This is a genomic window from Clostridium sp. DMHC 10, assembly GCF_001270375.1.
In the GTDB taxonomy this organism is placed as follows: domain Bacteria; phylum Bacillota; class Clostridia; order Clostridiales; family Clostridiaceae; genus Clostridium_S; species Clostridium_S guangxiense.
The window spans coordinates 1076924-1099251 of record NZ_LGVB01000015.1 but is presented as its reverse complement, the minus strand read 5'-3'; the positions used below and the strand labels follow the sequence as shown (position 1 = coordinate 1099251).

At 32.1% G+C, this 22328-nt stretch carries 18 protein-coding genes and 1 pseudogene; 5 read left to right on the top strand and 14 right to left on the bottom strand.

The window, feature by feature from the left end:
* Nucleotides 1–174: 174 nt before the first annotated feature.
* The gene (locus AGR56_RS07135) at nucleotides 175–792 is read right to left on the bottom strand and encodes a carbonic anhydrase (RefSeq protein ID WP_053241688.1); all 618 of its coding nucleotides are present in this window, start codon (nucleotides 790–792) and stop codon (nucleotides 175–177) included.
* A 193-nt stretch (nucleotides 793–985) separates the two neighbouring features.
* On the opposite strand from AGR56_RS07135, the gene cooS reads away from it, so the two are divergent.
* Both cooS and nifJ read left to right on the top strand, forming a co-directional pair.
* On the top strand, nucleotides 986–2905 hold the full coding sequence (gene cooS, locus AGR56_RS07130) for an anaerobic carbon-monoxide dehydrogenase catalytic subunit (protein WP_053241687.1): 1920 nt from the start codon (nucleotides 986–988) through the stop codon (nucleotides 2903–2905).
* A 38-nt stretch (nucleotides 2906–2943) separates the two neighbouring features.
* The gene (nifJ, locus tag AGR56_RS07125) at nucleotides 2944–6468 is read left to right on the top strand and encodes a pyruvate:ferredoxin (flavodoxin) oxidoreductase (protein ID WP_053241686.1); all 3525 of its coding nucleotides are present in this window, start codon (nucleotides 2944–2946) and stop codon (nucleotides 6466–6468) included.
* A 77-nt stretch (nucleotides 6469–6545) separates the two neighbouring features.
* Here nifJ and AGR56_RS19430 read toward each other — a convergent pair whose 3' ends face one another.
* Entirely contained in the window at nucleotides 6546–6713 is a 168-nt protein-coding gene (locus AGR56_RS19430) for a DUF3787 domain-containing protein (RefSeq protein ID WP_084756906.1), read from the bottom strand.
* A 237-nt stretch (nucleotides 6714–6950) separates the two neighbouring features.
* Between AGR56_RS19430 and AGR56_RS07120 the strand changes: the two genes are divergently transcribed.
* Complete coding sequence (locus tag AGR56_RS07120) at nucleotides 6951–9890, top strand: CIA30 family protein (protein ID WP_053241685.1); 2940 nt, start codon at nucleotides 6951–6953, stop codon at nucleotides 9888–9890.
* A gap of 88 nt (nucleotides 9891–9978) precedes the next feature.
* Here the strand turns inward: AGR56_RS07120 and AGR56_RS22665 are convergent, their stop codons facing one another.
* Genes AGR56_RS22665 through AGR56_RS07110 form a run of 3 tightly spaced genes read right to left on the bottom strand, consistent with a single transcriptional unit; the run spans nucleotide 9979 to nucleotide 10959 of the window.
* Nucleotides 9979–10101 carry a hypothetical protein gene (locus tag AGR56_RS22665; RefSeq protein WP_278279587.1) on the bottom strand — a complete coding sequence of 41 codons (123 nt, stop codon included), beginning with the start codon at nucleotides 10099–10101 and terminating at the stop codon, nucleotides 9979–9981.
* A 30-nt stretch (nucleotides 10102–10131) separates the two neighbouring features.
* The gene (locus tag AGR56_RS07115; protein ID WP_242851357.1) at nucleotides 10132–10479 is read right to left on the bottom strand and encodes a GNAT family N-acetyltransferase; all 348 of its coding nucleotides are present in this window, start codon (nucleotides 10477–10479) and stop codon (nucleotides 10132–10134) included.
* 27 nt (nucleotides 10480–10506) lie between these two features.
* Nucleotides 10507–10959: a hypothetical protein gene (locus AGR56_RS07110; RefSeq protein WP_053241684.1), complete on the bottom strand. Its 453-nt coding sequence runs from the start codon at nucleotides 10957–10959 to the stop codon at nucleotides 10507–10509.
* Nucleotides 10960–11082: 123 nt separating this feature from the next.
* Here AGR56_RS07110 and AGR56_RS07105 point away from each other — a divergent pair, with 123 nt between their 5' ends.
* Both AGR56_RS07105 and AGR56_RS07100 read left to right on the top strand, forming a co-directional pair.
* The gene (locus AGR56_RS07105) at nucleotides 11083–11688 is read left to right on the top strand and encodes a TetR/AcrR family transcriptional regulator (protein ID WP_053241683.1); all 606 of its coding nucleotides are present in this window, start codon (nucleotides 11083–11085) and stop codon (nucleotides 11686–11688) included.
* Nucleotides 11689–12212: 524 nt separating this feature from the next.
* Nucleotides 12213–15314 carry an MMPL family transporter gene (locus AGR56_RS07100; RefSeq protein ID WP_053241682.1) on the top strand — a complete coding sequence of 1034 codons (3102 nt, stop codon included), beginning with the start codon at nucleotides 12213–12215 and terminating at the stop codon, nucleotides 15312–15314.
* Between the two features lie 123 nt (nucleotides 15315–15437).
* Here the strand turns inward: AGR56_RS07100 and AGR56_RS07095 are convergent, their stop codons facing one another.
* The 9 genes and pseudogenes from AGR56_RS07095 to ureB all read right to left on the bottom strand — a co-directional run bounded on the left by AGR56_RS07095 (nucleotide 15438) and on the right by ureB (nucleotide 22137).
* Nucleotides 15438–15842, bottom strand: coding sequence for a DUF4440 domain-containing protein (locus tag AGR56_RS07095; RefSeq protein WP_053241681.1), 405 nt, complete (start codon nucleotides 15840–15842; stop codon nucleotides 15438–15440).
* Nucleotides 15843–15886: 44 nt separating this feature from the next.
* Nucleotides 15887–16423: pseudogene (locus AGR56_RS19425) on the bottom strand (DUF1848 family protein).
* Between the two features lie 39 nt (nucleotides 16424–16462).
* Complete coding sequence (locus AGR56_RS07085) at nucleotides 16463–16819, bottom strand: hypothetical protein (RefSeq protein WP_053241679.1); 357 nt, start codon at nucleotides 16817–16819, stop codon at nucleotides 16463–16465.
* 224 nt (nucleotides 16820–17043) lie between these two features.
* Complete coding sequence (locus tag AGR56_RS07080) at nucleotides 17044–17841, bottom strand: urease accessory protein UreD (protein WP_053241678.1); 798 nt, start codon at nucleotides 17839–17841, stop codon at nucleotides 17044–17046.
* Nucleotides 17841–18449 (bottom strand): urease accessory protein UreG, encoded by a 609-nt coding sequence (gene ureG, locus AGR56_RS07075; RefSeq protein WP_053241677.1) that lies wholly within the window; start codon nucleotides 18447–18449, stop codon nucleotides 17841–17843. The genes AGR56_RS07080 and ureG overlap by 1 nt, the downstream gene beginning before the upstream one ends.
* 173 nt (nucleotides 18450–18622) lie before the next feature.
* Nucleotides 18623–19309 (bottom strand): urease accessory protein UreF, encoded by a 687-nt coding sequence (locus tag AGR56_RS07070; RefSeq protein WP_198149968.1) that lies wholly within the window; start codon nucleotides 19307–19309, stop codon nucleotides 18623–18625.
* Nucleotides 19302–19763 (bottom strand): urease accessory protein UreE, encoded by a 462-nt coding sequence (gene ureE / locus AGR56_RS07065; protein WP_053241675.1) that lies wholly within the window; start codon nucleotides 19761–19763, stop codon nucleotides 19302–19304. Before ureE ends, AGR56_RS07070 begins: the two co-directional genes overlap by 8 nt.
* Before the next feature lie 283 nt (nucleotides 19764–20046).
* A complete protein-coding gene (gene ureC / locus AGR56_RS07060) occupies nucleotides 20047–21765 on the bottom strand; it encodes an urease subunit alpha (RefSeq protein WP_053241674.1) in 1719 nt (572 codons plus the stop codon).
* On the bottom strand, nucleotides 21766–22137 hold the full coding sequence (ureB, locus tag AGR56_RS07055) for an urease subunit beta (RefSeq protein WP_053241673.1): 372 nt from the start codon (nucleotides 22135–22137) through the stop codon (nucleotides 21766–21768).
* Nucleotides 22138–22328 lie beyond the last annotated feature (191 nt).

Sequence of the window (22328 nt, the reverse complement as noted above, 5' to 3'; positions counted from 1 at the left end):
TAAAAGAATCCTAATAAATCTTGGTTCAAAAATCATAAAATACTTAGATATTTCAATCTGTCTGAGCATTTTTTAAGCGAGTAAACATGCACGGGGCATGGGCTTTGCCAATTATCCTTCTATGCCCTGAGCAGGTACTCGCTTAAATTCACCACTTAGATTTATAGGATTCTTTTAACGCGACGAAGCATTGTTACTTTGCAATACCTTAACTTCTCCAGTGCTCAAAAAATATTTAGCTTTGTCTATAGCTATCTTTTCTTCTCTATAGAGTTTACTTAACATTTCACTGCTCAAAAGTTTTTTAACTCCTTCTTCTGCATTTTCCTCTTCAACTCTGGACGCCAAATCACTAATTAATATATTATTGTTTTTTAATCTAACATTATTTATTGCATTTTCCATAGGCTTTATAAAACCATGAAGCTTTTCACCAACTTTAATTTTTTCTACTGCTTCGGCTACTGCACCACACTTTTCATGTGCCATAATTAATATATATCTTGCCCCTAAATGGCTCACTGCAAATTCTACATTTTCTATAACACTTTTATCTACAATATTTCCTGCATTTCTTATTACAAATAATTCACCAAGTTCAACATCGAATATAAATTCTGGTACAACGCGAGAATCGGAACACGTAATTACTACGGCTTTAGGAAATTGACCTTTTTCATATAATTCTCTACGTAGTTTATCATAAGAATCCTTGCTTCTTAATTTATTCATTATAAAGCGCTTATTTCCATTCATAAGACCTTTTTTTATCATTAAAAGCTCATCACTCATATAGCCTCAACGTCCCCTTTATTCTATATTAATTTATCTATATTATACTAATTTAAAATTTAAAATAAAATATTTTATCAATATTCTTCTTAAATATATTCACTTATTAAATTTTTACATTATACATAATTAAATGATTAATAGGAAAACTTACTAATAATAGCTTAACTAAAATTAAGGAGTGATGTTTTTTATGAGTGAAACTATAATGGAAAAATCAGAAGGACGAGTAAGCTATCATGATTCCGTAGAAGAAATGGTAAAAAGAATAAGAAAAGACGGAATGTCTAATGTATTCGATAGATATGCTCTTCAAGAAAAAATAAGATGCAAATTTTGTCTTCAAGGTTTAAGTTGTCAGCTTTGTTCAAATGGTCCTTGTAGAATAAGCGAAAAATCTGGTCAGGAAAAAGGAGTTTGTGGAATAGGTCCAGATGCTATGGCCATGAGAAACTTTCTTTTAAAAAATATAATGGGTGCTGGTACATATAGTCATCATGCATATGAAGCCTTTAGAACATTGAAAGAAACTGCGGAGGGAAAAACACCATTTAAAATAACTGATGTGAATAAGCTTAAATGGATGTGTGAAAAAGTTGGTATAAACACCAATCAGGAAATAAACGACATGGCAATAGAACTTGCGGTACTACTTGAGGATCAGCAGAGAATTGGAATTGAAAAAGATAACATAATGGTAGAGGCTTTTGCCCCAACAAAAAGAAAAGAGGCTTGGAAAAAGCTAAGTATATATCCTGCTGGAACTGTACATGAAGAGCAAAACTGCGTTGCAAGCTGCCTTACAAATGTAGATGGAAGTCATGTATCCTTAGCTATGAAAGCTCTTAGGCTTGGAATTGCCACCATATATAACACTCAAATCGGTCTTGAAATGGTTCAAGATATACTTTTTGGAACTCCAACCCCTCATGAAGTAAATATGGATTTAGGAATTATGGATCCAGAATACGTAAATATAGTATTTAACGGACATCAACCTTGGGTTGGCGTTGCTACACTATTAAAAGCAAAAACCAGTGAAATTCAAGAAAAGGCAAAAAAAGCTGGAGCAAAAGGACTTAGAATTGTAGGTTCAATAGAAACAGGTCAAGAACTTCTTCAAAGATTTCCTGTTGATGATGTCTTCGTAGGTCACATGGGAAATTGGCTTGCTATAGAACCGCTGCTAGCAACAGGAACAGTAGATGTCTTTGCAATGGAAGAAAACTGCTCACCTCCTGCCATCGATATGTATGCTGAAAAATATCAAGTCACTTTGGTTTCTATAAGTACCATAATCGATTTACCTGGAATTAAATATAAATTTCCATATAATCCATCTGAAGTTGATTCTACTGCAGATAAATTAATTGAGCTTGGAATACAAAATTTCAAAAAGAGAAAAGAAAGAAATATAGAAGCTGTAGTTCCTAAAAAAATTCAAAAAGCTTTAGCTGGTTTCTCAACAGAAGCAGTACTTGGAGCACTTGGAAATAAGCTTGACCCATTAGTAGATGTAATAGCAAAAGGAAAAATCAAAGGAGTCGTGGCTCTTGCAAACTGCTCAACCTTAAGAAATGGTCCTCAAGATTGGGTAACAGTAAACCTCACAAAAGAGCTTATAAAAAAGGATATTTTAGTGGTAGCTGGTGGCTGCGGAAATCATGCTCTTGAAGTTGCTGGTCTTTGCACATTGGAAGCTGCAAATACCATGGCAGGAGAAGGTTTAAAGGAAATATGTAATGCTCTTAAAATCCCACCAGTATTAAGCTTTGGAACCTGCACAGATACAGGAAGGATTTCTATGCTTGTTACTGCTCTTGCTGAACATTTAAATGTTGATGTACCGGATCTTCCTATAGCTGTTACAGCGCCAGAATGGATGGAACAAAAAGCTACTATAGATGGAATTTTTGCTCTTGCTTACGGAACATATACTCATCTTTCTCCTACTCCATTTATGACTGGAGCTCCTGAACTCGTTGATCTTTTAACTAAGAAAGCAGAAGATGTTACGGGTGGAAAAATAGCTTTGGGAGATGATCCTGCAGAAGTAGCTAATAACATTGAAGCTCACATTATGGAAAAACGAAAGAAGTTAGGCTTAAGCTAAATTTATATATAACACAATTTTTAAGGAGGAAACAAATTATGGCAAAAAAATTAAAAACTATGGATGGAAATGAAGCAGCTGCCTATGCTTCATATGCTTTTACAGATGTTGCAGCTATTTATCCTATAACACCATCCACTCCAATGGCCGAACTTGTAGATAACTGGTCATCTCATGGTAGAAAAAATATATTTGGTCAGCCAGTTAAAATTGTTGAAATGCAATCAGAAGCTGGTGCTGCTGGAACAGTTCATGGTTCTCTTGCAGCAGGTGCACTTACAACCACCTATACCGCTTCTCAAGGTCTTCTTCTCATGATACCTAATATGTATAAAATGGCAGGAGAATTACTTCCAGGAGTATTTCATGTAAGTGCTCGTGCTCTAGCAACTCATGCTCTATCAATTTTTGGTGATCATCAAGATGTTATGGCGGCAAGACAAACAGGTTTTGCACTTTTAGCATCTTCAAGTGTTCAAGAAGTCATGGATTTAGCAACTGTAGCCCATTTATCGGCTATTAAGGCTAATATGCCATTTTTACACTTTTTCGATGGATTTAGAACCTCACATGAATATCAAAAAATTGAAATGATTGACTATGAAGATGTTGCGAAGCTAGTAGATTACGAGGCAATACAAAGATTTAGGAATAGATCACTTAATCCAGAACATCCAACTGTTAGAGGAACTGCTCAAAATCCTGATATTTATTTTCAACAAAGAGAAGGCTCAAATAGATTTTATGACGCTATTCCAAACATTGTAGAAAGTTATATGAGAGAAATAGAAAAAATCACTGGAAGAATATATCATCCATTTGATTATTATGGTGATCCTAACGCAGAAGAAGTTATAGTAGCTATGGGATCTGTTTGTGATACTGTAGAAGAAACCGTAGACTATCTAAGAGGAAAAGGAGAAAAAGTTGGAGTTCTTAAAGTTCATTTATACAGACCATTTTCTCCTGATTACTTCTTTAAATATCTTCCTACTACTGTCAAGAAAATTGCAGTATTGGATAGAACAAAAGAACCAGGTTCTGTTGGTGAACCTCTTTACTTAGACGTAGTAAATTTATTTTATAACAATCCAAACAAACCTATTATAGTTGGTGGAAGATACGGTTTAGGTTCAAAAGATACAACACCATCGCAAATATTAGCAGTATTTAAAAATCTTAAAAGTGTTAATCCTAAAAATAGATTCACAATTGGAATAGTTGATGATGTTACAAATACATCTCTACCAGAAGAAACAGTAATAGATACTTCACCTCAAGGAACAAAGAGATGTAAATTTTATGGCTTGGGTTCTGACGGTACAGTTGGAGCCAACAAAAGTGCTGTTAAAATAATAGGTGATAACACAAATTTATATTGTCAGGCTTATTTTTCATATGACAGTAAAAAATCAGGTGGAAGCACCGTATCTCACTTAAGATTTGGAGATAAACTTATAAAATCACCTTACTTAATTTACGAAGCAGATTACATTGCTTGTCACAATAAGTCTTTTATATATAATATAAACGTATTGAAAGGCTTAAAGAACGGAGGAACCTTTGTATTAAACTGTCCTTGGAATGATCAACAATTAGAAGAAAAACTTCCTGCATCTATGAAGAAATATATAGCTGAAAACAACATTCAATTTTATACAATAGATGCAATTTCAATATCTCAGCAGGTAGGTTTAGGTTCCAGAATAAACATGGTAATGCAGTCCTTATTTTTCAAACTCGCAAATATAATTCCAGTGGATAAAGCAGTTCAATACTTAAAAGATTCAGTTGAATATACTTATGGCAGAAAAGGTGCAAATATAGTAAATGCTAATAAGGCTGCTATAGATGCAGGTGTAAATGCTGCTCATAAGGTTACAGTTCCAGAAGCTTGGAAAAATGCTAAGGATGAACATAAACAGGTTAAAGACCTTCCTGACTTTATTAAGAGAATTGAAAGACCAATGGCAAGACATGAAGGTGATGAGCTTCCTGTTAGTGCCTTTAATGGAATGGAAGATGGAAGATTTCCTCTTGGAGTAACAGCCTATGAAAAACGTGGTATTGCAGTTACTGTTCCTGAATGGCAAATTGATAAGTGTATTCAATGTAATCAATGTGCATTTGTCTGTCCCCACTCTGTAATTAGAGCTTGTCTTTTAAATGATGATGAAAAAGAAAAAGCTCCAGAAAAGTTTATGACCAAAAAACCCGTTGGTAAAGAATTTACTGCATATCACTATCGTATTCAAATAAGTCCTCTTGACTGTACTGGCTGCGGAAACTGTGCTGACATATGTCCAGCTCCAGGCAAAGCTTTAATAATGAAACCAGCTCAAGAAGAAATTGAGGAACAATCAGAAAATTTTGAATATGCATTAAAACTAACTCCTAAAGAAGGAATAATGAGTCTTCACACTGTAAAGGGAAGTCAATTTGCTAGACCTCTCCTAGAATTTAATGGTGCTTGCCCTGGATGCGGTGAAACTCCTTATATAAAACTTTTAACACAGCTTTATGGAGACAGAATGATGATAGCTAATGCTACAGGTTGTTCATCAATTTGGGGAGGTAGTGCACCTGCAATTGCTTATACCACAAATAACTGCGGCAAAGGTCCTTCTTGGGGAAACTCACTCTTTGAAGATAACGCTGAGTATGGCTATGGAATGTTCTTAGCTGTAAAACAAATGAGAGAAAGACTTGCTGAATTAATGACTCAAGGATTAAATGCAGCTGATATTAATCCCCAGCTTAAAGAATCCTTTAAAGAATGGTTAGATGGCTTTGATGATGCAGATACATCGAAAAAGGCTTCTGCAAGAATCTTAGAATTACTTCAAAAAGAAAATTATGCTCAAAATAATATCTTAAATGAAATATTTATGAAAAAAGACTATTTAGTTAAAAAGTCTCACTGGCTGATTGGTGGTGACGGCTGGGCATATGATATAGGCTTTGGAGGATTAGATCAGGTTCTTTCCTTAGGTGATGATGTAAATATATTTGTTATGGATACAGAAATATATTCAAATACAGGAGGTCAATCTTCAAAATCAACTCCTACTGGTGCCGTTGCAAAATTTGCTTCAGCTGGCAAAAAGACCAGAAAGAAAGATCTAGGTTTAATGGCTATGACCTATGGAAATGTCTATGTAACCCAAATATCTTTAGGAGCAAATATGAACCACGCTGTTAAAGCTATTACAGAAGCAGAAGCTTACAAAGGTCCATCTCTAGTAATTGCCTATGCACCTTGCATAAGTCATGGTATCAAAACAGGTATGGGAACTAGCATATCTGAAGAAAAAAAGGCAGTTGAAGCTGGATATTGGCATTTGTATAGATATAATCCTCTGTTAAAGCAAGAAGGCAAAAACCCATTTGTACTTGATTCTAAAGAACCTGCTGCTTCTTATACAGATTTTATTAATGGAGAAATTCGTTATTCTTCACTCAAAAATACTTTTCCTGAAGCAGCTGAGGAAGCCTTCAAAAATTCTGAAATTAATGCTCATGAAAGATACAACTTGTACAAAAAGTTATCTGAAATAAAATAACAGTAAATTATATAAAAAGAAAGTGCTGCATTAGGAATTATTCAATTCACTAATACAACACCTTCTTTTTATAAGCATTATTTTTCATTAGAATCTACATATTCCTTGGCGTTTTTCATATCAAATTCACTTGGCACAGATACCTTAGAAATTGGCTTTAATTTTTCAATATTGGCCCACGCTGCGGTATCATGTTTTTCAATTGGCATTTCCATAAAACTATCCTTTAATCTATCTCCTTCCATATCCATTCCTCCCTTCACGTATATTATTTTCATTTTGGGGTGAATGTATTAACATTTTATAAAATTAAAAACAATAATTTTCTGTAAAGGTTTAAATAAATGAAAATATGTTAAGAAATACTAAAAAGTGTTATGTCAATAAAGTAAATATCTATTTATAATTTACTTTATGAGGGAAATTATGGTTATATACTGTAATTTAACTGTACTATATATAAAACGAAATGGGGGAATAATATGAATAAGAGAAAATTTATCTCTTTAGCTGTAGTTTTCACATTTATATTTACAACTATTAATCCAAGTGTAAACACCGTAGTTAAAGCTACAGACAACACACCAACAATAATTTACAATAATGATTTTGAAAATGCTTCAAATCTACCTTCAGGAAAAACCGCATCAGATCTTTCAAAAAATGTAAACGATAGCACAGCATTAAGATATGATGTTAAGTTTGACCCTAACTCAACCTGGGATGAGAAAGCTGAAATGGATTTAAACTATGAATATTCAAAGCCTATTAATTCTGGAGCTAAATTGCAAATTGATTTAATACTTCCAGCAAACAGCGCTTATACTGGTTCAATTAAAGTTGTAGGTGTAACTAAAATGGGTTCTGGCTGGACCTGGACTCAAAGTAATACTATACCAGAAGTAAAAGCAAGTGATTTTACTCAAAGTAATGGTTATTTAGTTAAAACCGCAGAAATTCCTTTTGGAGATGAAATTACCACTAATACAGGCTTACATCAAATAATCTTTAAACTTGCAGGATATAAGTGTAATTATAATGGAAAAGTTTATATAGATAATGTAAAATTAATTGATGGAGCAGAAAGCAGTCAAGATAATAAATACGTAGATAAAACAGTTCAGCCTATTAAACAAACAAAGGTTAACCCTAGTTTATTAAACATTCCTTCAGAAGTTAATTTAGTAGATGGAAATGCTATAAATCAAACTGCTTCACTTTATGCTTACTTAAAAGGTATTGGTACTTCAAATTATGTTATATATGGTCATCAAAACGACACTCACCATAAAGCATTTTTAACAAACAGTGGTACTAATTCTGATACAAAAGATATGACAGGTTCCATTGCTGGAGTTTGTGGCATAGATGGTCTTTCTCTTACCGGTTCAGAACTTTCACTTCCTCAGGGACAAACTGATTTAGTTACCGCTGCTGCAAACGTTTCAATAAATGCAGCAAAAGAGGGTGCCATTGTAAGCTTATCTGCACATATGCCTAATTTTGATTTAGTTGCAAAAAAAGGTTTAGTTAATGATAATTATGATTATTCTGGATATACACCAGATATAACTAGTGGCAATGTAGTTCAAAGAATTATGCCTGGTGGAGATTTAAATAAAGTTTATACAGGATATCTTGACTTAATTGCAAATTATGGTAGCAAGCTTCAAGATCAAGGTATTCCAGTTTTATTTAGACCTTTCCACGAAAACAATGGAAGCTGGTTCTGGTGGGGTGCTGCTTACTGTGACTCTGCAGCCTACAAAAATTTATATAAATATACTGTAGATTATTTACGTGATGTAAAAAATATTCACAACTTCCTGTATGTATATTCTCCAGGTGGCCCTTTTGAAAGCGAAGATGCTTACTTAGACCGTTATCCTGGTGACAATTATGTAGATATTCTTGGTTTTGATATGTATGATGACAATCCTGCAGCAGGCGATAATACATGGTTAAATTCATTTAAAAACACTATGAATGTAGTAGACAATATAGCTAAAGCTCATAATAAGCTTTCAGCTGTTACAGAAGTTGGAATACGCGATACTCCATCTATGAATGGAATGAAAGTTTCAGGCAACTCGACACCTGATTGGTTTAATGACATACTTAATGCAGTGTCTGGAACTAATATGTCTTATTTCATGACTTGGGCAAACTTTAGTGAGCAAAATTTTTATGAGCCTTATATGGTAAGTTCTACCAAGGGGCAAGAGATGGTTAACAACTTCATTAACTTCTATAACAACGAAGATTCTGTATTTGCTGATGGCATAGGCGATTACAGTAAAATATCTGTAACAAGTGCAAAACCTAGCACAACAGGTTTTATTACCTCGCCAGCTTCTGGTTCAAGAATACTTAATCCTACAACTTTAACCGCCAATATTAAAAATAGTGATAGCAGTAACGTAAGTTTTGTAATAAAAGATGGTGATGGAAATTTAAAAGGTACCATACAGGCGCAAAAATCTGATAATAATACGTATACCGGAGAGCTTACACTGGATATTCTAAAAAACATAGCTCCAACTTATGGTTCTATTGAATTAAATATCGATGGTAAGCAGTACGATAAAATTAATGCATTAATTAATATACCAGAAGAAGCCACAGATCCAGCACAAGTAGATAACTTTGAATCCTATTATGGAAATGATGCATTACTCCAAACAAATTGGACATCTAATGTTGGTCCAGGCTGCAGCATATCTCCTTCACTAACTAAGGATCCTTTACAGCACAATAGCGGAAGTTATGGTCTTGCTTTCAACTATAATATTACTGGAACATCATCGTCAGAAGGTTGGGCTGGTATCACTAAAAAAGAAAATGTTGATTGGTCTAATTATGATGCTCTACAGTTATGGATTAAACCAGATGGAAAAGGTCAAAAATTAGTAGTTCAAATCACTTCAAATGGAGAAGATTTTGAAGTATACCTTCCTGAATTTGCAGCTACTACAGAGCCTAAACTTTTAACTTTACCATTTAGTAAATTCGTAGGAAAAAATAATGGTAAATTTGATCCTTCAAAAATAACCAAAGTAGGTTTATGGTGTAATACTATAGTACCTCAAGGCAGTAAAGATATTACTGTAAACTCTACAATGTATTTTGATGATATTAAAGCTGTAAATACAAAAGCACCTTCAAATGGGCAAGGATCACAGACTGGAAACTCTACTAGCACAAATACAAGCGGAAGTCAAAATGGAAATACAGCTGCCAACCAAGCAAGTACTACTAAAAATTCATCAACTCAAGCTTCTAAAGCAGCTACATTACCACAAACAGGTTCAGCTATAGATGGATTTGTACTTGTTATATTAGGAACAATTTTAACCTTAATAGGTGCGGCATTTGTTGTTTTCTCAAAAAGAAAAGCCTTTATCAAAAAAGTAATTTTCTAAAAAATTAAGGACAGTAAATAGAATAATACTATTTACTGTCACTTTTTTTCATTTATAACCTCCTCGGACTTAACTGCATTTTTACTCCTCAATTTCTTACATACCTAACTTCATTCAACTTTTTCCCGATATTAATTTCATTAACCGTTCCATCAAACTTAAATCCAACTTTTTCATAGAACCCTCTGGCACTTAAATTTTCCTCAAGCACCCATAATGTAATTTTCTTATAGTTTCTTTTTTAAAGTTCAGCTAGTCCCCAATTTATTAGTTTAAAACCTATGCCTTTATGCCAATAGTCTGGCATCAAATATAATCCACATATCTCACCATAAGAACCATCTTTATCCTTATCTCTACACTTTCCAATGCATATAAACCCAGCTGGCTTATTGTCTTCAAATATTATTGCATCCTCTTCAAGTTCTTCTGACAATGCCTTTTTAAAATATTTTTCTCTTTTTTCAGCAGTAATATTATCTAATACTTTGTCTGGTATTATCCCCTTATATGCAGCCTTCCAGGAACTAGAATGAATCTCACCCAAAGCCTTTGCATCATATACATTAGCATAACGAATTTCACACATAAAAAATCACCTCTATAAAATTACTCTCTATGGTTCTTCATACCTGTCATTAATATACCACGCACCATTTACTTTTTTAACCGTAAATTTTATAGGTACATTCCATGAACCACCAACTTCTTTATTTTCCGAATCTTTTATTTTTACAGAATATGTCATTTGTACATACACTGTATTAAATATTTTACTTTGTGAATTTTCCTTAAGTTTAAAATCCACCTTAAAAGGTTCTTTGTATTTTTTATCATTTACCGCATAGACCTTATACACATTTATATGATTAAATACCTTTTCTGATATATGTTTCGACAATTCATTAGAATATTCCTTATCCGTAGTAAAGGCTTCTTGTACTACATTGTAAATATCAACATACTTATTGTCCTTTCCGCAAGCCATAAATAGAATTATGCATATTACACATAAAATTAAGTAAATCTTTTTATCCTTTTTTATAATTATGTTAATCACACCTTTCATCTATATTTTGTTATTTTCATTATATACTTTTAAGCAATGCTAAAAATCACAAAACTATAAAAAACTATTTACATTTTTCCAAAAGTGATATACAATTAAGTAAAAATGAACGGAGGTTCACAAATGCAATATTTAAAAGATGAAGTAAGAGAAAAAATACTTTCATCAGCTTTGATAGAATTTAAAAATAATGGATATTTAGATGCATCAATGAGAAATATTGCATCAAAATCAGGAATAGCTTTAGGAAGTACATATAGATACTTCAAAAACAAAGAAGAGCTTTTTAATACATTAATAGAACCTGTATATAATAAACTTCTTCTATATGTTGTTAAAATACAAGTGCAGATAAATAATTGTACAAATGAAAACTGCCCTGAAATTGCAAAATACATAACAGAGATATTAAATAATATAACATCCTTCGTAAAAGAATCAAATAATGAACTACTCATTATATTCAATAAAAGTAAAGGTTCAAAATTTGAAAACTTTAAAAAAGAATTAATATCTTTAGTTAACGATATATTTATTAAATATCCAACAGCAGAAACAACAGATGAAAATACAAAAATAATAGTTTATACAGTATCACATGATTTAATTGAAGGAATTTCTTTTATATTAGAGCAGGACTATGATGGAGACAAAATAAAGATTCTAATTAATAAACTTTTGTATTTTTATATTACAGATATGAATAGACTATTTAGCCCTAAAGTTTAATATAAGGTTTTACAATATATATCATTATAGATAGACACCTGAAAATTTAAAATGATGGATGTTATAATTTTACAAGTAATATTTTGTATGATTTAATCAGTTGACAATGGACAGAGAACAATTGACAGTTAAGGATGATTTACATTTTGCTTTGCTCACGTAAATCTTAAAACTTAATAATGTCAGCTGCACTGAATACTATATTTTATGCCATGCGCAAACATTAAATTTAAGATTTTTCGAAGCGATAACGGAGAAAAATCATCCTTCACTGTCCTCTGTCAATTGTACTCTGTGCTCTAAGTCAAATCTTAGTTTGTCAGAATAAACTTGGAATTTGTAGTTTTCAAATTTCAAGTAATCTATTAATACGCTAATAATGAACAATTGTTCACAATCAGCATTTATTTTTTGCTATAATAATGAACGCTAGTTCACTTGCAGTTTTAACTGCATTTTATTTGAAGTCAATAATGAACTTCCGTTCACTACAATAATAAATATTACATTAAGGAGGAAAAATTATGCGTAAAATATTAAAAATGAGGTGGCTCCTATTTGTTGTATGGATAATTTCCCTAGCATTATCCATAACTTACTCACCAGATTTAAACAAAGTACTTAGATCAAAAGGTCAGCAATATCTAAGCAGCGACACCCCCTCTGTTAAAGCTGATAATATCCTAAAAAAAATGGATAAGACCTCTGGGAACACAGACATAATAGTATTTAACAGTAAAAATGAGTTAAGTTCCAGTAATATGGACAGTATAGAAGCTGGAATAAACAACATAAAAAGTGATAAAAGTTCTCTTGGAATAAGCAATTTAATTGATCCCTTTAATATCCCCTCTATAAAGTCAAAGCTTATATCTAAGGATAAAAAAACCCTCATGGTTACTTTTAAACTCAATAAAAAAGGCAGAGAAGTAAAAGATATTAAAAATGAAATTAACAGCAAACTAAAAAATGTAAAATCAAATCATTATCTAACAGGAACAGATTTCATAAGTGATGATTATATGAGAACAGTTTCCACTGGTGTTGATAAAAGTGCACTCTTGACTATATTTTTCATTTTAATAGTTCTAATAATCTTATTTAGATCTGTAATAACACCGCTTATATCTTTATTTGCAGTTGGAATATCCTATTTGGTTTCATATGCAATAGTAGGACAGCTTGTTTATAGATTTGATTACCCTATTTCTTCACTTACACAATTAGTACTTGTACTTATACTTTTTGGAATTGGTACAGATTACAATATACTTTTATTTAACAGATTTAAAGAAGAAATGTCACACAGTGATTCTATAGATGAAGCAATTATAAGCACATATAAAACAGCAGGAAAAACCATAGCCTTTAGTATTCTCACAGTATTTGTAGCCTTTTTAAGTTTAACTCTAGCAAAATTTGGTTTGTATCGTTCAGCAAACTGTGTTGCTATTGCAGTTGTAGTTCTGCTGCTTGAAATACTCACATTTACACCAATTATAATGAAAATTCTTGGCACAAAACTTTTTTGGCCATCTAAAAAAATTACCAATCACGGTGAAAACAAGCTTTGGGCTAAAGGAGCTGCATTTTCAGTAAAAAAGCCTATTTTAGTTTCGAGTATTATAATTCTTATACTAATTCCAATAGTTTGTTTTAATACACAGAAATTTTCCTATGACACAGTAAACGAGCTTGGAAACTCTGTAGATTCGGTAAAAGGCTTTAATCTAATCACTCAAAATTTTGGAAAAGGTGAAGCACTTACTACAACAGTTGTTATTGATAATAGCAAACCTATGGATAATAATAACACACTTACAGTTATTGATAGCTTGACAAATAAATTAAAAAATATAAAAGGTGTTAAAAGTGCATCAAGCATTACCCAGCCACTTTCTGATCCAATTGATTCACTTTATCTAGGAAGTCAGACTAAAACCGTGTCAGATGGCCTTTCAAAATCTAAAGATGGTGTTGACACCATAAATAATGGTATAGGAAAAATTAATGAAAGCTTAAATTCAGTAAATTTAAATAATCTATCAAAAACAGATGCTCTTGTAACAGGAACAGGTAAAGTTCAAAATGGACTAAATGCTATAACTTCAGGTCTTAAACAAATAAACTCTGGTATTTCAAGTGGAGCTGATGGTGCTGATAAAATAGCAGCTGGAATAGCTGAAGCCAAAAGTGGTATGGATACAATATCAAAATATACAAAACAACTATCTGACAACTTAGCAATAATTCAAAAAGGTTATAGTGATCTTGGAAATGCTATACCTAATGTTACTGAACTCCAGCAAGCTGTAAGGCAAATGAATGATTTAATGGTTTTATTATCAAAGAATTATGGATTTTCAAATGACAAGAGCTTTCAAGGTGTTGAAGCTTTCTACAACAATATAAACGCTGGTCTTTCAAAGTTAAATTCTGGTCTTAGCATTTTTAAACAAAACTATACAAAGCTTACTTTCGGCTTAAGTGAAGTTACATCAAATTTAAATCAAATAAATGCTAAACAAAATGAGTTATCAAATGGTCTTACGCAGCTCCAAAATGGCTCGACTGCTTTAAGTGACGGACTAAAAAAAGGAGCAGCTGGTCAAAATACGGTAATTGAAAATATGGCAAAGTTAAACTCTGGTTTGGATCAAGTTAAGGCTGGACAAACACAACTTAACAGTATGCTAAATAAGCTTGGATCAAGTGTTCCTCAGCTTAAAGATGCCTTAAACAAAAGCAGCAATGGATTATCTCAAATTTCAAACGGACTTTCAAAAACTAACAATTATATGCAGGAACTTAATAATTCTAATGACTTTTTTGCACCAAAAGAAACTTTTAGCAATGCCTCAATAAAAGAAGCCTTAGATATGTATATGAACAAAAGCAGAACAATAACTAAACTAACAATTGTTTTAGATGCTGATCCATATTCAGCAAAAGCTATGGATACAACAAAGGAAATTAACGATACAATTCCAGGCATACTTAAAGGTACCGTCCTTAGAAATGCTAAGTTTGGAACCTCTGGAACAAGCGCTTCGGACTATGATTTAAACAAAACAGCTACAGGCGATTTAAATACAATGAAAGTAATTGTTTTGGCTAGTATATTTGTAATACTTTTAATAGTAATAAGATCTCCATTAATTTCATTTTATATATCCGCAGCATTAATGGCAGCTTACTATATATCCTCCTCCGTTTTAAACTTTGTAGTATTTAATATTTTCAAGTTAGATGGAGTATCCTGGAATGTGCCATTTTTCTCCTTTGTAATGATTGTAGCACTGGGAGTTGATTACAGCATATTCTTAATGATGAGATTTAAAGAATACAAAGATATGGATGCTAAAGAAGCCATAGTTTTAGCTTCTAAACACATAGGTACAGTTGTTATGTCCGCTGCTTTAATTCTTGGAGGTACTTTTGTAACACTCGTTCCAGCAGGAGTTAAACTTTTAACGCAGCTTGCCATTGCAGTAGTTGTCGGCTTAATAGCTCTTTCAATTATACTACTACCTCTGTTTTTACCTGCACTAATAGCACTTCCAGCTGCAATCAAAAATATTTCTAAGAAGAAAAGTAATTCATATAAGGAGGATATTAGTGCTTAACATGATACATTTAGGAAAAAGCTCAGATAACTTACTATAGATTCTTAAAAAACAGAACACATTAATTAAGGAAACTTCAAATTAGAAGTTTCCTTAAAATTTTTAATTAATTTGGCTATTATCTTATTCATTCTTTTTTCCCATCTTCAACCAATTTGATTTGGGAACTAGCGTCCCCTGATGAAAAATCATCTTCCAACTTCCATCAATATATTTCCATATTGAGCTTCTAAGAGAGTATCTTCTATCTTCATTTGGTTCATCATTTTTTATCATTTTGTATGTCGCTTGTACATATTCATCGGAAAGTTTTTTTATTTCAAAATCAATTATTTTGCCATACACTTTATTTGAAATTATCGGCCCATTTATAGTTTCTTCTTTATTCTGATGATATTCATAACCAGAACTACAATATTCAATAAAATCATCTGCAAGTATTTCATTTGATTTTTCTGTTGAATTTCTTACTTCTGGCTGTAATAAATCATTTTCTAGCTTTAATAATTGTTCTTTAATCAAATTCATATAAGCTCCTCCATACATTATACATTTATTTTGACATGCGATATTTACAACTTTATTTGCTTAGCTTCACACTTTATAGATTTCATATCTCTCACAGTAATTTTCTCATCTCCAATTAAGTGTAAAGCTAAAATATTTGATTTTGAATCATGCATCGAATAGTTCTTTTCTACTGTATTATAATTAAAATTTGCATAGCAATACAAACAATTATGTTTGCAAGTATTATACTCACCTATGTCTATACTCTTGATATTACACATTTTTTAGTATATCCCGAAAGTTCTCTGCAAAATTTTTCAAACCATCTGTAATGATATTCCTTAGTATAAAATTCATTCAATAGTAAATTGAAAGTAATAATTAAATTCTTTAAGCTCATCTAACCTTTTAAGCATTGGCTCTGCATCTTTGGTCCAGAATACAAATAAATCCACTGCTTTAGGTGTTAGTTCAACTTTGCTTATCTGTTTTCTGTTAAATGGATTGATTGCATATACAAAACCTTCTTTTATTCTGTTAAAAAACCATTCACTATAAAAAGCAGGAATATCGGTTATCCTACTTGCACTAACTATCATTATTTAGCTTTCACACTCCAATTATATATTAAAATTCACTTAATAAACTTCTAAATTACAACCTAAAATAGTATCAATATTACTGTATAATTCAAACAATGCTTTTAATAAATCTTTATCATACTCTAAATCAATAAGTTCATCTAAATAATAAACTTCATCGTTAAAAGCTCTAATCTTAAGCCTAAACTTATTTTTTCGCACTGATATGTAAAATTTGATATTTTCTGTAGATGCCTTTAAAATATATCTGTCCATTTCAAAATAATTGTATTTATTTTCCTTACAAATATCATCAAATCTAGCTTCAATTTTCTTAAGTTTTTTTACTAAAGCTGCTTTGTCAAACTTTAGCAAAGCCAAATCATTTTTCTTATCAATTTCATCTTCACCCATAATCTCATCCCCTGTAAGTTTTATTCATTAAGCTTTTCATTCTATCATTATATAACTATAGAGGTAAAATTTAAAGCAATTGCTCTTTTCACAATATTATTAAAAAATAATTTATGGAACTTCTATAGATATACCGCTTCAACTATTGAAATTTATTTGTACCATAATGCCCAGAAGACAGCATTTTGGTACAAATAAATTTCAAGTTTTCAGATGATTTATCTTTAGAAGTTCCACAAACTCATAAATTCATGATATATACTTTCTGTAACATCAATTAATTTTTCTGAACCACTGCCAAGTATTCTTATTAATATACCGAATTTAAAGCTCATACTTACACCAAAATTTATATCTTGAAATTGATCAAGTAGCTTTACAAGTGACATTTTAAAATTTTCATCTACTTTTTCACTTATTATTATCATATTAGCTTGATGAGTAAACTTACCATAAAGCCCAATACTATTTAATTGTTGTTCCTTTGGTATTAGCACAGTATTATCCATAAAAATTAACTTATCATCATAAAATATCTTTGTTCTGGACTTAAAACTTTTAAAGCTAAAAACTTCATTTTTCTTGTATCTCCCGCAGGAAATTATTTCTCTAAATATAACCTTACAATTTTTAGAAAGCCTTATATTAGTTTCTCCTCTAAAATCAGAATCCTCATAAGGAAGCGTTGGCTTTAACATATATGCTAAAGTACAATCTTCCTCCATATTAATGTCTACTTTTTGAGCTGCAAACCCACCGTTCATCTTAAAAATTTTACTGTAGGATTGAGAGTATAGTTCCAAAAAAGACTCTTTTTTCATGTCTACAGTTAGATTATAATTATCTCCTTCAAGAATACCAGGAGATACATTTACAAGACACAATCTCATAATATTGTTTTCACCATAAAAAGGCTTTAAAAGTTTAAATGGCGGTGTAAAATAACTATCGCTAAGTATTGTTTTTTCATGTTTTACTTTTGTTTCAAGTTTAAGTACACTTTCCTTACTATAATGATTCATCATAAGTCCTCTAATAACGCATTTTTCTTAATCCAGTTTATAACCTCTTGAAGTCCTTTTTTCTCATTCAAATTAGTAAAAATAAAAGGCTTATTTCCCCTCATTTTCTTAGAATCTCTTTCCATAACTTCAAGACTAGCTCCAACATATGGTGCAAGGTCAATTTTATTTATTACAAGTAAATCCGAACGTGTAACACCAGGACCACCTTTTCTTGGAATCTTATCTCCTTCAGAAACATCTATTACATATATAGTTGCATCCGCAAGTTCTGGACTAAAAGTTGCTGAAAGATTGTCTCCACCGCTTTCTATAAATACTATTTCTATATCTGAGAACTTTTTCACAAGCTCATCTACAGCTTCAAGGTTCATTGATGCATCCTCTCTTATAGCTGTATGTGGACATCCTCCTGTTTCTACACCTATTATTCTTTCAGCTGGAAGAACACTATTCTTAACTAAAAATTCCGCATCTTCCTTTGTATATATATCATTAGTTATAACACCTATGCTGTAATCTTTACTCATTTCCCTTGTTAACTTTTCTATTAAAGCAGTTTTACCTGAACCAACAGGACCCGCTATACCAATTCTAACGCAACCCATTTCTACCTCCTTAATCAATTCACAATGCACAATGAAGGTTGATTTTCCGCTAACGCATAAAATCTTAAAACTTATTTCGTTTGCTTAGGCAAACATGAAGCATTCCTTAAGTTCAAAGATTTATCCGACGTAAGGAAGATAACTCCACCTTCACTGTACTCTTTACTCTGCTTCTATGACATGTACAGTCTAGAATACAAATTTTCATGCTGCATTGCCTTTATATCAAAACCAATGGTACACCTTCCAAGGTCATCTAAACTTAAATCCTTTATTTCCTCGGCTATATTTTTTAATAACTCACTGCTCTCAAAAAGTATAAGCTGACCCTCCATTTGCCCAAGTGGAATAAGCTTTGCACAGTTATTTACTATGCAGGACGCAGAATTATACAAATACGCACTTATACTTTCCATTTTATCAATACCATATTCTGCACAAAACATGCCAAACACAATGCTGTGCTGACCTATACATTTTCCTTGCTTTATAAGCTCAGCGTACTTTAAAAGCATTTCTTTTTGACCAAACTTTTCAGAAATTTTTAAAAATCTTGCACACATTTTAGCACTTCCCTCTTTAACTTCACGAGGTGCCTTAAGTGCATAAAGTATTTGATCAAGTTCTATTAATTTATGAATATCCTTATCTAAGGTATATTCATAAGCTAATTTAAGTGCAAGAACATCTGTATATTTAATTCCATATGAAAGCATATTGCAAAGATACTCTTTAGCTGTTTTTCCATCTTTAACTATTCCATTTTGAACATAAGTTTCAAGCCCATTAGATTGAGTGTATGCTCCTATAGGAAATATGGAATCAGCTACCTGAAGCAGCTTAAAAAAAGTACTATTCATGCTCATGATGGTTATGAGCATGCTTATGACATTCAACGCCATTTACAAGCTTTCTCATTTCCTTTTTAGGATTAAATCCTTTTTTCTCTAAAAGTTCCATCAAAGGTTTTTCATATGGAATCATTATGCTGCTTTCTGTTAAAAAAAGTGGCACATGCTGATTTCCTATTTCATAGCACATTGTTCCCATATCAACCATATTTTTAGGCTCAATTAATATAGCTTCACTTTCAGGAATATTTACAGCTATAACCTCATTTTCATCCATATAAAGTATATCACCATCATTTATTTTTTTAAGTTCTGAAAGCCTTATTCCTATTTCCTTTCCAGAAGTAGTATCTTTTTTTAATATTTTTTTATTTACTTCATACCATTCCACATCAACAGTATCAAGCCTTCTATTATTCACTTCTACATTTTTTAAATTGCCAAGTATTTTTTCTATTATCAAAATTTTAACCACCCCTTTAGGCAGAGTACAGATAACAGAGTACAGTGATGGTTAGTTTTCCGCTAACGCAGAAAATTTTAAAACTTAATGGCTAATCGCCCAAACCCATAGCATATCCCTTCAGCAAAGCTGAAGTTATTAACTTATAGATTTATCCGACGCAAGGAAGATAAATCATCCTTCACTGTACTCTGTACTCTGTACTTTGTACTCTGAATTTTTCTAGATTACTTGTATAACCTCAATAAATATACTCCAACTCTTTCCGCTAATATAATAATTCCTAGAACAAGAAGTATCTCTGTCCTAATGCTACTTCTTCTATAGGTTCACATATTATTTTTTCACCATCAACCTTTACCTCGTAGGTTTCTGGGTCCACATCTATTTTAGGACATTTATCGTTTAATATCATATCCTTTTTTCCTATACTTCTACAGTCCTGTACGGGATATACAAGTTTATCAAGATGTAATTTTTTTATGTTTCCATTTTTAATTGATTCTTTTGAAACAAAAGTTATTGATGTCTTTCCCTTAGCTTTTCCAAAAGCACCAAACATGTTTCTATAAAATACTGGCTGAGGTGTTGGTATTGAAGCATTAGGGTCACCCATTTTAGCTGCAGTTATAAAGCCACCTTTTATAATCATTTCTGGCTTAACTCCAAACATTGCTGGTTTCCACAAGACCAAATCTGCAAATTTTCCTACTTCAATTGAGCCAACATATTTTGATATTCCATGAGTTATAGCTGGATTTATAGTGTATTTTGAAATATACCTCTTAACTCTAAAATTATCATTATCTCCAGTTTCTTCTTTCAAAGCTCCTCTTTGCTTTTTCATCTTATCAGCTGTCTGCCAAGTTCTTATTATAACCTCTCCAACTCTTCCCATAGCCTGAGAATCTGAGCTAAGCATGCTAAATACCCCCATATCATGAAGTATATCCTCTGCAGCTATTGTTTCTGGTCTAATTCTTGAATCTGCAAAAGCTACATCCTCTGGAACCTTGCTGTCTAAATGATGGCATACCATAAGCATATCCAAATGTTCATCTATTGTATTTACAGTATATGGTCTTGTTGGGTTAGTTGAAGATGGAAGTACATTTGGGAAAGCCGCTGCTTTCATTATGTCAGGAGCATGACCTCCACCTGCACCCTCCGTATGATATGTGTGAATAGTTCTCCCATTTATTGCATTCATAGTATCCTCTACAAATCCACCTTCATTAAGAGTATCTGTATGTATTGCTACTTGAACATCGTATTTATTTGCAACAGTAAGACATGTATCTATTGCTTTAGGTGTACTTCCCCAATCCTCATGAAGTTTAAGTCCAATAGCTCCTGCTTCTATTTGTTCTTCAAGAGCTTTTTCTGATGAGCAGTTTCCTTTTCCCAAAAATCCTAGATTCATAGGAAAAGCTTCCGCTGCTTCAAGCATTTTTTCAATATACCAAGAGCCTGTTGTACATGTTGTTGCATTAGTTCCATCTGCGGGACCAGTTCCTCCACCTATCATAGTTGTTATTCCGCTGTAAAGTGCAGTTTCTATTTGCTGTGGAGATATAAAATGTATATGTGAGTCTATTCCTCCCGCTGTTACTATAAGTCCTTCTCCAGCTAAAGCTTCTGTTGCTGCCCCAACTATCATATTAGGAGTTACTCCATCCATTATAGATGGATTTCCAGCCTTACCTATGCCAATTATTTTTCCATCCTTTATTCCTATATCAGCTTTTACAATTCCCCAGTAATCTATTATGAGAGCATTGGTTATAACTAAGTCAAGAACACCTTCATCTCTATCTGCTACTGCCGATTGTCCCATACCATCTCTTAGTGTTTTTCCACCGCCAAATTTACACTCCTCACCATAAACGGTATAGTCCTTTTCAACCTCAATTATAAGATCTGTATCTGCAAGTCTTATTTTATCTCCTGTAGTTGGTCCATACATATTTACATAATCCTTGCCTGAAATTTTAAAGCTCAATTATTCCGCCCCCTTAAAGCCTAATTCTTTAGCTTTCTTAAAGCTTTTTTCTCTTACTTTATCATCACTTATATTTCCTTCAGTAAGTCCACTAAAACCGTGTATTTCTTTATTTCCACCAATTTCAACGAGAGTAATTTCCTTTTCTTCTCCAGGTTCAAATCTTACTGCTGTTCCAGAAGCTATATCAAGTCTCATCCCAAAAGCAGCTTTTCTATCAAATTCAAGTGCCTTGTTAACTTCAAAAAAGTGAAAATGTGAGCCAACTTGAATTGGCCTGTCTCCTGTATTTGAAACGGTGATTTTTTTAGTTCTTTTTCCTGCGTTACAAACTATCTCTTTATTTTTTACTATAATTTCACCAGGTACCATAATTAACACTCCTATCACAAAAATTTTAAAGAAAATCATCCATTTGTTTAAAGATAAATCACCTTTAAACTTGAAATTTATTTGTACCAAAATGCCGTCTTCTGGGCATTTTGGTGCACATGAATTTCAATAGTTGAAGCGATTTATCTATATCATAAAATTCGTGAAAACATCGGAATTTTATGATAAAC